Origin of the sequence: Streptomyces exfoliatus, assembly GCF_000725545.1 — a bacterium.
Classification (GTDB): domain Bacteria; phylum Actinomycetota; class Actinomycetes; order Streptomycetales; family Streptomycetaceae; genus Streptomyces; species Streptomyces exfoliatus.
In genome coordinates this window covers 156,440-170,952 of the sequence record NZ_JNZP01000010.1, presented here as the reverse complement: position 1 = coordinate 170,952, position 14,513 = coordinate 156,440, and the positions used below count along the sequence as shown (strand labels likewise).

General features: G+C 73.5%; 15 protein-coding genes and 1 riboswitch. Of the genes, 8 read left to right on the top strand and 7 right to left on the bottom strand.

Annotation, left to right across the window (positions count from 1 at the left end):
- Position 1: 1 nt before the first annotated feature.
- Positions 2 to 1,009, top strand: a complete 1,008-nt coding sequence (locus IO20_RS0112925; protein WP_051874387.1) for a hypothetical protein — start codon at positions 2 to 4, stop codon at positions 1,007 to 1,009.
- A gap of 21 nt (positions 1,010 to 1,030) precedes the next feature.
- Here IO20_RS0112925 and IO20_RS0112920 read toward each other — a convergent pair whose 3' ends face one another.
- Entirely contained in the window at positions 1,031 to 1,801 is a 771-nt protein-coding gene (locus tag IO20_RS0112920) for an isocitrate lyase/PEP mutase family protein (RefSeq protein ID WP_051874386.1), read from the bottom strand.
- Entirely contained in the window at positions 1,798 to 2,313 is a 516-nt protein-coding gene (locus tag IO20_RS0112915) for a carboxymuconolactone decarboxylase family protein (RefSeq protein WP_030549084.1), read from the bottom strand. The genes IO20_RS0112920 and IO20_RS0112915 overlap by 4 nt, the downstream gene beginning before the upstream one ends.
- Positions 2,314 to 2,360: 47 nt before the next feature.
- On the opposite strand from IO20_RS0112915, the gene pdxR reads away from it, so the two are divergent.
- Positions 2,361 to 3,863 (top strand): MocR-like pyridoxine biosynthesis transcription factor PdxR, encoded by a 1,503-nt coding sequence (gene pdxR / locus IO20_RS0112910; RefSeq protein WP_030549082.1) that lies wholly within the window; start codon positions 2,361 to 2,363, stop codon positions 3,861 to 3,863.
- 28 nt (positions 3,864 to 3,891) lie between these two features.
- On the opposite strand, the gene IO20_RS0112905 is transcribed toward pdxR, so the two are convergent.
- Positions 3,892 to 4,809: a TIGR03620 family F420-dependent LLM class oxidoreductase gene (locus tag IO20_RS0112905; protein WP_030549080.1), complete on the bottom strand. Its 918-nt coding sequence runs from the start codon at positions 4,807 to 4,809 to the stop codon at positions 3,892 to 3,894.
- 120 nt (positions 4,810 to 4,929) lie between these two features.
- On the opposite strand from IO20_RS0112905, the gene IO20_RS0112900 reads away from it, so the two are divergent.
- Positions 4,930 to 5,523 (top strand): TetR/AcrR family transcriptional regulator, encoded by a 594-nt coding sequence (locus tag IO20_RS0112900; RefSeq protein WP_030549078.1) that lies wholly within the window; start codon positions 4,930 to 4,932, stop codon positions 5,521 to 5,523.
- A 175-nt stretch (positions 5,524 to 5,698) separates the two neighbouring features.
- Here the strand turns inward: IO20_RS0112900 and IO20_RS0112895 are convergent, their stop codons facing one another.
- The gene (locus tag IO20_RS0112895) at positions 5,699 to 6,562 is read right to left on the bottom strand and encodes a DMT family protein (RefSeq protein WP_051874404.1); all 864 of its coding nucleotides are present in this window, start codon (positions 6,560 to 6,562) and stop codon (positions 5,699 to 5,701) included.
- 127 nt (positions 6,563 to 6,689) lie between these two features.
- On the opposite strand from IO20_RS0112895, the gene IO20_RS0112890 reads away from it, so the two are divergent.
- Positions 6,690 to 6,989: a hypothetical protein gene (locus IO20_RS0112890; protein ID WP_030211309.1), complete on the top strand. Its 300-nt coding sequence runs from the start codon at positions 6,690 to 6,692 to the stop codon at positions 6,987 to 6,989.
- A gap of 13 nt (positions 6,990 to 7,002) precedes the next feature.
- The gene (locus tag IO20_RS0112885; RefSeq protein WP_030549074.1) at positions 7,003 to 8,187 is read left to right on the top strand and encodes a glutathionylspermidine synthase family protein; all 1,185 of its coding nucleotides are present in this window, start codon (positions 7,003 to 7,005) and stop codon (positions 8,185 to 8,187) included.
- A gap of 172 nt (positions 8,188 to 8,359) precedes the next feature.
- Here the strand turns inward: IO20_RS0112885 and rocD are convergent, their stop codons facing one another.
- The gene (gene rocD, locus IO20_RS0112875) at positions 8,360 to 9,565 is read right to left on the bottom strand and encodes an ornithine--oxo-acid transaminase (protein ID WP_030549072.1); all 1,206 of its coding nucleotides are present in this window, start codon (positions 9,563 to 9,565) and stop codon (positions 8,360 to 8,362) included.
- Between the two features lie 123 nt (positions 9,566 to 9,688).
- Positions 9,689 to 9,779, top strand: a riboswitch (ZMP/ZTP riboswitch).
- Between the two features lie 72 nt (positions 9,780 to 9,851).
- Here rocD and IO20_RS0112870 point away from each other — a divergent pair.
- Complete coding sequence (locus IO20_RS0112870) at positions 9,852 to 11,129, top strand: serine hydroxymethyltransferase (RefSeq protein WP_030549070.1); 1,278 nt, start codon at positions 9,852 to 9,854, stop codon at positions 11,127 to 11,129.
- Positions 11,130 to 11,208: 79 nt separating this feature from the next.
- On the opposite strand, the gene IO20_RS0112865 is transcribed toward IO20_RS0112870, so the two are convergent.
- Positions 11,209 to 12,042: a hypothetical protein gene (locus IO20_RS0112865; protein ID WP_030549068.1), complete on the bottom strand. Its 834-nt coding sequence runs from the start codon at positions 12,040 to 12,042 to the stop codon at positions 11,209 to 11,211.
- Positions 12,035 to 12,640 carry an RNA polymerase sigma factor gene (locus IO20_RS0112860; protein ID WP_030549065.1) on the bottom strand — a complete coding sequence of 202 codons (606 nt, stop codon included), beginning with the start codon at positions 12,638 to 12,640 and terminating at the stop codon, positions 12,035 to 12,037. Before IO20_RS0112860 ends, IO20_RS0112865 begins: the two co-directional genes overlap by 8 nt.
- 56 nt (positions 12,641 to 12,696) lie before the next feature.
- On the opposite strand from IO20_RS0112860, the gene trpS reads away from it, so the two are divergent.
- Both trpS and IO20_RS0112850 read left to right on the top strand, forming a co-directional pair.
- Entirely contained in the window at positions 12,697 to 13,710 is a 1,014-nt protein-coding gene (gene trpS / locus IO20_RS0112855; protein WP_030549063.1) for a tryptophan--tRNA ligase, read from the top strand.
- A gap of 181 nt (positions 13,711 to 13,891) precedes the next feature.
- Positions 13,892 to 14,488, top strand: a complete 597-nt coding sequence (locus IO20_RS0112850) for a 2'-5' RNA ligase family protein (protein ID WP_030549061.1) — start codon at positions 13,892 to 13,894, stop codon at positions 14,486 to 14,488.
- The last annotated feature ends 25 nt before the right edge of the window (positions 14,489 to 14,513 follow it).

Below are 14,513 nucleotides of genomic sequence, written 5' to 3'. Positions count from 1 at the left end.
GATGAGCGGATACGGGGGAGGCGGCGGGGCCCGCTGGAACGACGAGACGCAGAGCTGGGAGAGCGGCGGCACGGTGTCCGGTCCCGTGGGGGGAGCCGGTGGCGGGCCCGTCGTACCCCCGCCACCGCCCCCGCCGGAGTACGCACCGGACGAGGCGCCGGGGCGGGCGATACCGGAGTACGTCTCCACGGACGCCCCCGCACACCCGCCCCTGCACCCGCCCGCGCACGTCCCCGTGTACGTGCCCGAGGCGGGTGGCCGGCGGACTCCCGTACCCGGAGCGCCTGCTCCGGAGGCCCGGACGCGGTCGCGGACCGTCGTCGCGGCAGGGGTCGCCGCGGCCGTCCTCGTGGCGGGCTCCGCCGGCGGCTGGCTGCTCTGGCGCGGGGAGGGCGACGAGAAGCCCCCGGCGGCCGGCGGCTCGTCGGCCTCCGTACCGGCCCCGCCGGAGAGCACCGACCCCACCGGGACCGGATCCGGTGACCCCACCGGGTCCGATCCCACCTCCGAGTCGCCGTCGCCGTCCGACGGGACCACCCCTCCCACGGACGACGTACCGCCGCCCGGCTACCGCGCCGTCGAGGACCTCAAGGGCTTCACGGTCGCCGTCCCCGAGGGCTGGGACCGCACCGAGTCCGGCCAGAGCGTCTTCTACAACGCGCCGGACGGCCGGAGCCTGCTCCAGGTCTTCGTGGTCACCGAGGCGGGTCTGACGCCGTACGAGGCCCTGCGCGGGGCCTCGGAGGACGGCCGGGCCAACAAGCCCGGATACCAGGAGATCAGCCTCGAACGGGTCACCGGCGAAGCCGGAGCCCCGGCCGACTCCGCCGAACTGGTCTACGCGTACGACCGGGCCGACGGCAGCCGCCGCAAGGTCGTCGACCGGGCCTTCACGGCCGCGGACGGCACCCACTACGCGATCCTGGCCGCGGGCCCGGAGAGCGCCTGGCCGAAGCAGCGCGAAGTCCTCCGCGTGGCCCTGGACTTCTTCCGGCCGGGGGCGCACTGAGGCGGGGCGGGCGCGCCGTGTTCAGAGCGCTCCCGCCTCCCGCAGCTTCGTCGCCGTCGCCGACAGGTCGTCCCTCGCCCGCAGGAGCAGTCCCTCGCCGAAGGTGATCCGGGTCGCGCCCAGCCGCCCGAGCTCCGCGAAGGGCGGGCCGCCAGGACCGGCGAGGACGTTGAGGGGGAGGTCGCCGAGGGCGGCCCGCAGGGCCGGGAGGTCGGCGGGCGGGGCCGCGATCGGGTAGACGCAGTCCGCGCCCGCCTCCGCGTAGAGCCGGGAGCGGGTGATCGCCGCCTCCACCGGGTCGGGCACCCGGCGGATGTACACGTCCACGCGCGCGTTGACGAAGAGTTCGGGCCCGGCGGCGGCCCGGACCTCCGCGAGCCACTCGGCGTGCGCCCGCGCGTCCTTCAGCTCGCGGTCCTCGCCGGTGTCCTCCAGGTTGACCCCGACGGCGCCGGACTCCCGTACGCGTTCGACCAGTTCGGCGGCGGGTAGGCCGTAGCCGCCCTCCAGGTCCGCCGTGACGGGCACGGAGACCGCGCGCACGATCCGGGCCACGGCGCCGAACATCTCCGCGGCGGGCGTCGCCCCGTCCTCGTACCCGAGGGCGGCGGCCACCCCGGCACTCGGCGTGGCGAGCGCGGGGAAGCCGGCCGCCTCGAAGGCGCGGGCGCTCACCGCGTCCCACGGGCCGGGCAGGACCAGCGGATCGCCGGCGGACCGGTCCCGGTGCAGGGCGCGCAGGCCGACGGCCCTCGTGGTCCAGCCGCCGCCCTCGCGTGCGTTCGGGCTCATGCGGAGCGGGGGGTGTAGTGGCCGGGCGTCATCCGGGTGCTGACGGCGATCCGGTTCCAGGAGTTGATGACGACGATCGCGCCGATGACGCGGGCGAGTTCGGTCTCGTCGAAGTGGGCGGCGGCCTGGGCGTACACCTCGTCGGGGACGAAGCCGTCGGTGAGGAGGGTGACGGACTCGGTCAGCGCGAGGGCCGCGAGTTCCCGCTCGGTGTAGAAGTGCCGGGACTCCCGCCAGGCGGAGAGCTGCACGACCCGTTCGACGGTCTCGCCCTCGGCGAGGGCGTCCTTGGTGTGCATGTCGAGGCAGAACGCGCAGTGGTTGACCTGCGAGGCCCGGATCTTGATCAGGTGGTAGAGGGTCGGGTCGACGTCCTTCGCCGCCGCCCGCTCCAGCTGGAGCATGGCCCGGTAGAACTCGGGGACGCGCTCGGCCAGGGGGAGTCGGGGGGCGTGCTCGTGGGCGTACTCGGTCGGGGCGGGGGCCGTGGGCTGCACGGTGTCGGTCGTCATGCCTCTCACCGTACGAGCCGGGTGGCGCAGGAGTATGGTCCATTTCCATGGCGAACGAGTGGGCCACTTTCGGCAGCGACCTCCATCTGGAACTCCGTGGTCCGCGCCTGCGGGCCGGCCTCATGGACGCCCTGCGGGAGGCGGTACGCAGCGGGCGCCTGGAGGCGGGCACCCGGCTGCCGTCCTCCCGGGCGCTCGCCGCCGACCTCGGCATGGCCCGTAACACGGTCGCCGACGCCTACGCCGAACTCGTCGCCGAGGGCTGGCTGACGGCCCGGCAGGGCTCCGGCACCCGCGTCGCCCGCCGCGCCGAGCCCCGCCGCGCAGAGCCCCGCCGTGCCGCGCCGAGCCGTGCCGAGCCCCGCCGCGCCGAGCCGCGTCCGGCGGGGGCGCGGCCGTCGCGCACCTCCGCCCCCGTTCCCGCCCCCGCGCTCGCCCTGCCCCGGCCCGCCGCGCCCGCGCACAACCTGAAGCCCGGCACCCCCGACCTCGCGTCCTTCCCGCGCGCCGAGTGGCTCAAGGCGTACCGGCGGGCGCTCACCGCCGCCCCGAACGAGGCCTTCGGCTACGGCGACCCGCGCGGCCGGATCGAACTGCGCACCGTCCTCGCCGAGTACCTCGCCCGTGCGCGCGGCGTGCACGTCCGGCCCGAGCGGATCGTCGTCTGCGCCGGTTTCATGCACGGGCTGATGCTGATCGGCCAGGTGCTGCTGAACCGAGGGGTACGCGACGTGGCGGTCGAGTCGTACGGGCTCGGCCTCCACGCCGGTCTCCTCACCGGGGCGGGGCTCGGAACCCCGGTCCTGCCCTTCGACGAACGCGGCACCCGCGTCGAGGAACTGGCGGGTCCGGGCCTGGCGGGGGTCCACCCGGGGGCCGTCCTCATGACGGCCGCCCACCAGTTCCCGCTGGGCGGCGCCCTGCCGCCGGACCGGCGGGCGGCGGTCGTCGACTGGGCGCGGGCCTCCGGCGGTTTCGTCCTGGAGGACGACTACGACGGCGAGTTCCGCTACGACCGGCAGCCGGTGGGCGCGCTCCAGGGCCTCGATCCCGAGCGGGTCGTCTACCTCGGCACCGCGAGCAAGTCCCTCGCCCCGGGGCTGCGGCTCGCCTGGATGGTGCTGCCGGAGAGCCTCGCCGCCGAGGTGGCGGCGGTGAAGGGGGCGGTGGACTGGACGTCGAGCGCGCCGGACCAGCTGGCGTTCGCGGAGTTCCTCGCCTCGGGGGCGTACGACCGGCACGTACGGGCGATGCGGCTGCGCTACCGGCGCCGCCGCGACCAGCTGGTGGCGGCGGTGGCCGCGCACTCGCCCGGGACCCGGGTCAGCGGGATCGCGGCCGGCCTCCACGCGGTCCTGACCCTGCCGCCCGGTACCGAGCAGGACGTGCTGCGGTCCGCCGCCTGGCACGGCCTCGCCGTCCAGGGCGTCAACCAGTTCCGCCGCCCCACGGTCCCCGCGACCCTGGACGGCCTCGTCGTCGGCTACGCCACACCACCGGACAGCGCCTGGCAGGGCGCCCTCAGGGCCCTCTGCCAGGTGCTGCCCTGAGGGCGCCCTCCCAGGGGTGCCGATCGGTTCAGGTCGGCAGGAGCGCGGAGGCGAGTTCGCGCCATTCGCGGGCCGGCAGCGCCGCCGGATCGGCTGTCAGCACCTGGAGGCAGACGTGGTCGGCTCCCGCGTCGAGGTGCTGCCGGACGCGGCGGCGGATCGCGTCCGCGTCTCCGTACGCCACGATCGCGTCCACGAGGCGGCGACTCGGTCCGCCGACGATGTCCTCGTCGCCGAAGCCGAGCCTCCGTACGTTCGCCTGCTGGTGCGGTGCCATGGCGACGTATCCGGCCACGTGGGCCGTGGCCAGCTGCCGGGCCCGGGAGAGGTCGGTGTCGAGGACGACCGCCTGCTCGACCCCGAGAAAGGCGTCAGGGCCCATGATCTCGCGGGCCCGCGCGGTGTGTTCGACGGGGACGAGGTAGGGGTGCGCGCCCCAGGTGCGTTCGGCGGCCAGGCGCAGCATCTTCGGGCCCAGGGCGGCGAGTACGCGGCGCGGAGCCGGGTCCGGGGTCGGCCCGTGGGAGGGCGCGGCGTCCATGGACGCGAGATAGGCCCCCATGGTGTGCAGCGCCCTGCCGCGGGCCGGCACGGGATAGCCGTCCACCTCGTGAACGGTGTCGTCGACCCGGTGGCCGCCCAGGCCGAGCACGTACCGTCCGGGGAACGCCTCGCCGAGCGTGCGGGTCGCGGTGGCGGTGGCGATCGGATCCCGGAAGGCGATGTTGGCGATGCCGGAGGCGACGGTGATCCGGCGCGTCGCCGACAGCAGTAACCAGGCCTGGCCCACGGTGTCGCGGCCGAAGGCCTCGCCGTACCAGATCGCCCCGTAGCCCAACTCCTCCAGTTCCGCGGCGGATTCCCGTACGCGTCCGGCGGGCTGGCCGTCGTAGGCGAAGGTCCATATCCCGATCCGGCCGAGTGCGGTGCGGGTGCCGTCCGTCATGGGTGCTCCTCATTCCTCTTCCCCGAGGAGAACCGGAGAGGTTCTCCGGTTCCGCTGCCCGGTACGATACGGAGAACCTCTCCGGTTGGCCATACCGGGAGGCGACCGAAGGACGGGACGATGACGAACACGCCGGGCGGCACCCCCGCTCAGCCACCGCGGCGCACCGACGCCCGCCTCAACCGCGAACGCCTGACGGCGGTGGCGCGGGAGGTGTTCGCCGAAGCGGGCCCCGGAGCCTCGCTCAACGCGATCGCCCGCCGCGCCGGAGTGGGCCCCGGGACCCTGTACCGGCACTTCCCGAACCGCCAGGCCCTGCTGACCGCCGTCCTCAAGGACCGCATCGAGACGCTGTGCGGGCAGGCGGAGACCCTGGCCGCCTCGCACTCCGCCGACGACGCCCTGGCGCGGTGGCTGCGCGCCTTCCTGGCCCACGCCCGGCTGAACCACGGCATGGGCAGCGCCCTGATGGTCGAGGAGCCCGGCGTGCCCGGCCTCGACTGCCACCGGCTGATCCTGGACGCGGCGACCGGCCTCCTCGACCGCGCCCAGCGGCACGGAACGGCGCGCCCCGACCTGACCGCCGACGACCTGCTCCAACTCGTCGTCGGTGTCGCCCTGTCCACCAGTCACGACGAGGACACCGCACGCCCCGACCGGCTCCTCGCACTGATCCTCGACGCCACGCACGCGACACCGCGGCGCGGGGGCTAGGTCGTCCGGACTAGGGCCTGTCCGGCGGATCATGGCCGGGTCCGCGACGCCTGGCACGGCACCTCGTCGCGTTGCCGAAACGCCCGCATAGCTCCGCTATGAGGACGCTCCGGCGCCTTGCGAGGCACCGCACCAGCCGCCGCGGACTATCCGACCCTGATCCGCCGGACAGGCCCTAGGGCCCTTCCTTCGCCTCCGTGACCGCCGCGTCCCCCAGGTCCCCCTCGGGGTCCACCACCGGGGCCTCGCCGAAGCGGGCCAGGGTCAGGGAGCCCGCCACCGCCACCGCGAAGCCCACGAACGCGAGCCAGCCGAGGCCTTCCCGCGTGGTGTCGCCGAGCCAGACCACTCCGACCACCGCCGGCCCGATCGTCTCGCCCAGCACCGTGCCCGCCGTCGCCGTGGTCACCGAGCCGCGCTGGAGCGCCGAGGTCAGCAGCACGAACGCGGCCCCGCCGCCGATCAGGAGCGCGTACCAGGCCGGATCGGTGAAGTCGACGCCGTCGAACATCCGGACCGCCACCTCCACCACCCCGAACCCGAAGCCCGCCCCGAGACCCAGGACCAGCGCACGGGGCCGGTCCGGCAGCCGGCCGCCGACCACGCCGAGCAGCAGCACCCCGAAGGAGGCCACGAGCAGTGCCCAGCGCAGTGCTTCCGGACCGTCGCGGTGGCCTTCCTTTCCCGACGTGAGGGCGAGCAGCGCGAGCCCGGCGCAGACCACGGCCACGGCCGTCCACTCCGTCCGGCTCAGCCGCACCCGCAGCAGCCGGGAGGCGATGACCGCCGTGACCGCCAGGCTCCCGGCGGTCGCCGCGCCCACCACGTAGATCGGCAGCGTCCGCAGGGCCACGACCTGCAGGACGAAGCCCAGACCGTCCAGGCCGAGACCGGCGGCGTACCGCCACTGCCGCAGCGCCCGCCACAGCAGCGCGACGTCGACCCCACCGCCGGTCCCCGGTGTCACGGCACGGGCCGCCATCGCCTCCAGAACCGAGGCCGCGCCGAAGCAGACCGACGAAGCGAGCGCACAAATCATCCCGAGCAGCACGAAATGACTCTAGGGCGTGCGGCCGGAAACCACCGGCCTACACTGTGCGGTCGCGACAGACGTGAACGCGACAAGCGTGCCCGTGGGGCGTCGCGACCGTGAAGGGGAGACGGACATGCGGAGGCTGAGGTCGAGCACGGTGGTGCTCGGCGGGATGGGTGTGCTCGCGGCGACGATCACCGCGTGCGGCTCCGAGCCGGACCAGCGGTGTGTGGACCCGCTGACCCGGGAGGAACTGCCGCGCTACCGATGCGAGAGCGGCGGCGGCGATGACGACGACGACGGCGGCACGACCCAGCGGGGCTCGTACTACTACGGCGGATCCGTCCGCGACAACCGGGTGAGCGGCGGCAGCTTCGACAAGACCGCCGTCGACACCGGCGGCTTCGGCTGCTCCGGTTCCGGCGGCGGCTGAGAGGGCCCGGCACATGGAACGGCACACCATCGAGCCCCGGCCCGGCTGGCAGGAGACGGTGGAGGAGCAGGGGCTCGTCTACCCGCTGACCCGCTACCCGGACGGTTCGCTGCGCCCCTACTGGGACGAGAGCGCGTACTACTCCTTCACCCTCCCCGAGGTCGAGGCCCTGGAGGAGGTCGTCGAGGAGCTCCACGCGATGTGCCTGGCCGCCGCCGCGCACATCGTCGAGCGGGACCGGTTCGCCGAGCTCGGCATCACAGACCCGAAGCTCGTCGCCCGGGTCGCCGAGTCCTGGCGCCGGCGTGACGAACTCCCCTCCCTCTACGGGCGTTTCGACCTGCACTACGACGGTTCGGGCCCGGCGAAGATGCTGGAGTACAACGCCGACACCCCCACGTCGCTCGTGGAGGCGGCGAGCCCGCAGTGGTTCTGGATGGAGGAGCGGTTCCCCGGCGCCGACCAGTGGAACTCCCTCCACGAACGGCTCGTCGACGCCTGGCGCAAGCAGGCCCGACTGCTGCCGCCGGGACCCGTCCACTTCGTCCACTCCGACGGCGACGAACTCGGCGAGGACCTGATGACGGTCGCGTACCTGCGCGAGACCGCCCAGCAGGCCGGTCTGGAGACCGAGGCCCTCTCCGTCGAACGGATCGGCTGGGACCGGCTCTCCCGCCGCTTCGTGGACGACCGGCTCCGCTTCATCCGCAGCTGCTTCAAGCTCTACCCGTGGGAGTGGCTGACCACCGACCGCTTCGGCCGGTACGTCCTCGACACCCTCGACAACGGCGGCGGCACGGGCACCACCTGCTGGATCGAGCCCGCCTGGAAGATGCTGCTCTCCAACAAGGCGCTCCTGGCGATCCTGTGGGAGCTGTACCCCGGCCACCCCAACCTGCTCCCCGCCTACCTCGACGGACCGCGCGAACTCGCCGCGACCACCGGCTGGGTGGCCAAACCGCTGCTCGGCCGCGAGGGCGCGGGCGTCACCCTGCACGAGGCGGGCACGGAGCCGTTCGTACGGGACGGGGACCCCTGCTGCTACCAGGAACTGGCCCCGCTGCCCGACTTCGACGGCAACCGGGTGGTGCTCGGCGCGTGGGTCGTCGAGGACGAGGCGGCGGGACTCGGGATCCGGGAGTCGTCGGGCCTCGTCACCGACGAGTACGCCCGCTTCCTCCCGCACGTGATCCTTTAGCCGTCACCGGCCCGACGTCAGACCTTCACGACGGTGACGGCCGGCCCGCAGAACAGCGTCCGGGCAGGCTGATCGAGCACTTCCTGCTACCGCCCAGGCATCTGATCCTGCCGATGCCCCCTCGCGGGCGGTTCTCGGCCGCACCGCCAGGGGAAGTCCAGGTCTTACGCCCTCAGGCCGACAGCACCCCCCTCAACTGCTCCAGACCCCAGTCCAGGTCCTCCTTCGAGATCACCAGCGGCGGCGCGATCCGGATCGTCGAACCGTGGGTGTCCTTCACCAGGACGCCCCGCTCCATCAGCCTCTCCGAGATCTCCCGGCCCGTGCCCCGGGACGGCGTGATGTCCACCCCGGCCCACAACCCGCGCCCGCGCACCGCCTCCACCGCACCGCCGCCCACGAGCAGGCCCAGCTCCGCGTGGAGGTGCTCGCCCAGCTCCGTCGCCCGCTCCTGGAACTCGCCCGTCCGCAGCATCGCGATCACTTCGAGGGCCACCGCGCAGGCCAGCGGGTTCCCGCCGAACGTCGAACCGTGCTCACCCGGCCGGAACACCCCGAGCACGTCACGGTCGGCGACCACCGCCGACACCGGCACCACCCCGCCGCCCAGCGCCTTCCCCAGGATGTACACGTCCGGCACCACCCCCTCGTGCTCGCACGCGAACGTCCGCCCCGTCCGGCCCAGGCCCGACTGGATCTCGTCCGCCACGAACAGCACGTTCCGCCGGCGCGTCAGCTCCCGCAGCCCCGCCAGATACCCGGCCGGCGGGACCAGGACGCCCGCCTCGCCCTGGATCGGCTCGATCAGCACCGCCACCGTGTTCTCGGTGACCGCCGCCTCCATCGCCGTCAGATCGCCGTACGGCACGATCTCGAACCCCGGCGTGTACGGGCCGAAGTGGTCCCGCGCCTCGTGGTCCGTGGAGAAGCTGACGATCGTCGTCGTCCGGCCGTGGAAGTTGTTCGCCGCGACCACGATCTTCGCGTGCCCGTCCGGCACGCCCTTCACCTCGTACCCCCACTTCCGGGCGGTCTTCACGGCCGTCTCGACGGCCTCCGCGCCCGTGTTCATCGGCAGCACCGCCTCCTTGCCGCACAGCTCCGCGAGCCGCGTGCAGAACTCGGCGAACCGGTCGTGGTGGAAGGCGCGCGAGGTGAGCGTCACCCGCTCCAGCTGGGCCTTCGCCGCGTCGATCAGACGCCGGTTGCCGTGCCCGAAGTTGAGCGCCGAGTATCCGGCGAGCATGTCGAGATAGCGGCGCCCCTCGACATCGGTCATCCAGGCGCCGTCCGCCGAAGCGACGACGACCGGCAGGGGGTGGTAGTTGTGTGCGCTGTGCGCCTCCGCCGAAGCGATCGCGTCTTGTGTGCTCGACACGGGATCTCCGTTCGTCCTGCGGCTCGCGGGATGGACCCGCCGAAGGGGTATGGCCCCTGCTTTCTATCGTCGCTCGCAGGCCGGACCGGGAAACCTCCCGCGCGGCGCGCCCGCTACTCTGAAAACACGCACGGCGACTGGCGTACGGGGAAGCGACCCCGGGGGAGCCGTGCGCGGCAGACCACACGAGACGCCGCCCGCCTGGGCGTCACGGGACCGAAGTCCCGCGTGGCGCCGCGCCTCCCACGCAGTGCCCCGGGACCCACCGACGCCCGGAGGACCCGCCATGAGCGCCCCGCAGCACGCCCCCCAGCACCCCGCACTCGCCACCGCCGACCCCGAACTCGCCGCCCTCGTCGGCGCCGAGGAACGCCTCCAGGCCGAGACCCTGCGCCTGATCCCCAGCGAGAACTACGTCTCCGCCGCCGTCCTCGAAGCCTCCGGCACCGTCCTCCAGAACAAGTACAGCGAGGGCTACCCCGGCCGCCGCTACTACGAGGGCCAGCAGAACATCGACCAGGTCGAGACCCTCGCCGTCGAGCGCGCCAAGGCCCTCTTCGGCGTCGACCACGCCAACGTCCAGCCCTACTCCGGCTCCCCGGCCAACCTCGCCGTCTACCTCGCCTTCGCCGAGCCCGGCGACACCGTCATGGGCATGGCCCTGCCCATGGGCGGCCACCTCACCCACGGCTGGGGCGTCTCCGCCACCGGCAAGTGGTTCCGCGGCGTCCAGTACGGCGTACGCCAGGACACGGGGCTCATCGACTTCGACCAGGTCCGCGAGCTGGCCCTCAAGGAACGCCCGAAGGTCATCTTCTGTGGCGGCACCGCGCTGCCCCGCACGATCGACTTCGCCGCCTTCGGCGAGATCGCCCGTGAGGCCGGTGCCGTGCTCGTCGCCGACGTCGCCCACATCGCCGGCCTCATCGCCGGTGGCGCCCACCCGTCCCCGGTCCCGCACGTGGACGTGATCTCCACGACCACCCACAAGACCCTGCGCGGCCCGCGCGGCGCCATGCTCATGTCCCGCGAGGAGCACGCCAAGGCCCTCGACAAGGCCGTCTTCCCCGGCCTCCAGGGCGGCCCGCACAACCAGACCACCGCCGCCATCGCCGTCGCCCTCCGCGAGGCCTCCCAGCCCTCCTTCCGCGACTACGCCCACGCCGTCGTCGCCAACGCCAAGGCCCTCGCCGAGGCGCTGCTCGCCCGCGGCTTCGACCTGGTCTCCGGCGGCACCGACAACCACCTGATCCTGATGGACCTGACCCCCAAGCAGGTCCCCGGCAAGATCGCCGCGAAGGCCCTCGACCGGGCGGGCATCGTCGTCAACTACAACACCGTCCCCTACGACTCCCGGAAGCCCTTCGACCCCTCCGGCATCCGCATCGGCACCCCCTCCCTCACCTCCCGCGGCCTCACCCCGGACCACATGGACCAGGTCGCCGAGTGGATCGACCGCGGAGTCGCGGCGGCCGGCGCGGGCGACGAGGACGCCCTCGGCACCGTCCGCGCCGAGGTCGCCGCCCTGATGGCCGCGTACCCGGCCCCGGGCCTCCCGGTCTGACCGACCACGCCCGGCCGGGGAGCGCCCGGCCGGGGAGTGCTCCCGGCAGGGCCCGGCCTCGCCTCCCGCTCCCCGGCACCTACCCGCCCGTCGACTCCGCCGTCCGGCGGGCCTCCTCGCGGTCCGGTATGCCTTCCAGGCGGAAGGTGCGCGTGCCCCCGTTCCTCGTCCAGAGGAGCGTGGGGCCCGCCGTGCGGACCTCATGGGTCCACACCGAGCCCGCCCCGTCCGCCATCGGGAACGTCAGCAGATGCGGGGCCGCGAACCAGTAGCCCTGCGCGCCGTCCGGCAGGTCGACCCACTCCGGCTGCGTCCTGACCTGCTTGGCGAAGCCGATGTCCAGGCGGGCCGGGAACTCGTCGAGCCGGACCGTCCGCTCCCCGTCGCGCCAGCACAGGCTGATCACCGCCCGGCCCCGCTCGGCGGAGCCCGTCACCGCGACCGCGTCCGGCACGCCGAGCGCCTCCGGTATCAGCGGCTCGAAGCCGGCTCTGCGCCCGGCCTCCGCCAACGGCACCGGCCGCGGACACCCCGGCACCCCCGCGCCGGGCGGCGCGGGGCGGCCGCCCGGGTCGTGCTCCACGGCGACCCCGCCGAAGCCGAACCAGTCCGCCACCGCCGCCCGCACCGGCGGGGTGAGCACCAGGACGATCAGCACCCCGGTCAGCCCCGCCACCAGCGCCCGCCACCGCGCGCGCACCCACGCCGACGCCGCCGCCGACCGACCGGGACGCACCGGCTCCCGCTCCCGTTCCGGCACCGGCTCCGGCCCAGCCCCCGGCACCGGCACCGGCACCCGCTCGGCGAGGAGCTGGGCGAGCACCCGCTCGGCCATCGTCTCGCCGTCCACGTCCGGCACCCGCAGCCGCCGGCCCAGCGCCCTGAGCTCCTCCGGCAGATCCTCGTCAGCCATGCTCCCCACCTCCTTCCCGCTCCTCCGGGCCTTCCTTCAGCACGAGCCCCAGCTTCTTCAGCGCCCGGCTCAGCCGGGACTTCACCGTCCCTCTCGGCCAGCCGAGCGCCTGGGCCGTCTCCGTCTCGTCCAGCTCCAGGAGGTAGCGGTGGATCACCACCTGCCGGTGGTCCTCGGTGAGCCCGTCCAAGGCGCCGAGCAGCCGCCGCCTCCGCTCCCGCTCCTCTGCCGCGACCGCCGGGTCCGCGGACTCCGGTATCCGCGGCTCGCCCCCGAGCAGGTCCGCCTCCCGGCCGGCGACGGCACGCTGCCGACCCGCCGAGCGCACTGTGTTCCTGGTCTCATTGACGACGATCCGCAGCAGCCACGGCCGGAACGCCGAGCCCTCCTTGAACCGGCCGAGGGAGCGGTACGCCTTGAAGAAGGCCTGCTGCACCACGTCTTCGGCCTCCGCGCCCGCGCCGCACGCCACCGCCGCCCTCAGAGCGACCGCCGTGTGCGCGCGAACCAGTGCCGCGTACGCCTCCGGCTCCCCGGCGCGTACCCGTTCGATCACCGCGGCCTCGTCGTCGACCAGGCCCCCCTCCCGCGTCCTCACACTCTTGATACACCGGCAGTCGGGGATCGGTTCCCACACCTGAGAGAATGATGTGCATGGCCTCTGACCGACCTCGCGCGCTCTCCGGAATCCAGCCCACGGCGGGCTCGTTCCACCTCGGCAACTACCTCGGTGCGATCCGCCAGTACGTCGCACTGCAGGAGACCCACGACGCCTTCTACATGGTCGTCGACCTGCACGCCATCACGGTTCCGCAGGACCCCGCCGAGCTCCGGGCGAACACCCGCCTCGCCGCGGCCCAGCTGCTGGCCTCCGGCCTGGACCCGGACCGCTGCACCCTCTTCATCCAGAGCCACGTCCCCGAGCACGCGCAGCTCGGCTGGGTCATGAACTGCCTCACCGGCTTCGGCGAGGCCTCCCGCATGACCCAGTTCAAGGACAAGTCCGCGAAGCAGGGCGCCGACCGCGCCACCGTCGGCCTCTTCACGTACCCGATCCTCCAGGTCGCGGACATCCTGCTCTACCAGGCCAACGAGGTCCCGGTCGGCGAGGACCAGCGCCAGCACATCGAGCTGACCCGCGACCTCGCGGAGCGCTTCAACGGCCGGTTCGGCGACACCTTCACCGTCCCCAAGCCGTACATCGTCAAGGAGACCGGGAAGATCTACGACCTCCAGGACCCGACGATCAAGATGAGCAAGTCGGCGTCCACGCCGAAGGGCCTCATCAACCTCCTGGACGACCCGAAGGTCACCGCGAAGAAGGTCAAGAGCGCGGTCACCGACACCGACACGGTGATCCGTTTCGACCCGGAGAACAAGGCGGGCGTCTCCAACCTGCTGACGATCATGTCCACGCTCACCTCCACCTCCGTCGCGGACCTGGAGAAGAGCTACGAGGGCAAGATGTACGGCGCCCTCAAGACGGATCTCGCCGAGGTCATGGTGGACTTCGTCACGCCGTTCCGGACCCGCACCCAGGAATACCTGGACGACCCGGAGACGCTGGACTCTGTCCTGGCCAAGGGAGCCGAGAAGGCCCGCGCGGTCGCCGCCGAGACGCTGGCGCAGACGTACGACCGGATGGGCTTCCTGCCCGCCAAGCACTGACGTCCTGCCCGCCGGGCACGGACCTTCCGCCCAGCGGGCACCGAGGCGGACGACTCTGGCCATAAGGGTGGTGCAGGCCGCACACTGGCGGCTGCACCACCCCGCGCCACACCGCACACGAGCCACCACCGCAGACAAGCCACCACCGCACACCAGTCGAAGCACGACGGAGGAGAACGACGTGGGGACCGTAACGCTCGGCGTTTCGATCGCGGTCCCGGAGCCCTACGGCAGCCTGCTCCAGGAGCGGCGCGCCGGCTTCGGGGACCCGGCCGCCTACGGCATCCCCACGCACGTCACGCTGGTCCCGCCGACCGAGGTCCCGGAGGAGCGGCTGCCGGAGATCGAGACGCACCTCGCCGGTGTCGCCGCCGGCCACCAGCCCTTCCCGGTACGCCTGAAGGGCACCGGGACCTTCCGTCCGCTCTCCCCGGTCGTCTACGTGAAGGTGGAGGAGGGCGACTCGCCCTGCCGCCGCCTCCAGCACCTGATCCGGGACGAGACGGGGCCGCTGGTGCGCGAGCTCCAGTTCCCGTACCACCCGCACGTCACCGTGGCGCACGGCATCTCCGAGGAGGGGATGGACCGGGCGTTCGAGGAGCTCGCCGGCTACGAGGCGGCCTGGACCTGCCGCTCCTTCGCTCTGTACGAGCAGGGTCCGGACGGCGTCTGGCGGAAGCTGTGCGACTACATGTTCGGCAGCGGCCGTCCGGTGCCGGCCGTCCCGTCGCAGGGCGTCAGCCCGTGCGATGCGCCGACCGCCACCCCTACGGGCTGACCTCCGCCACCCCCACCGGCTGACG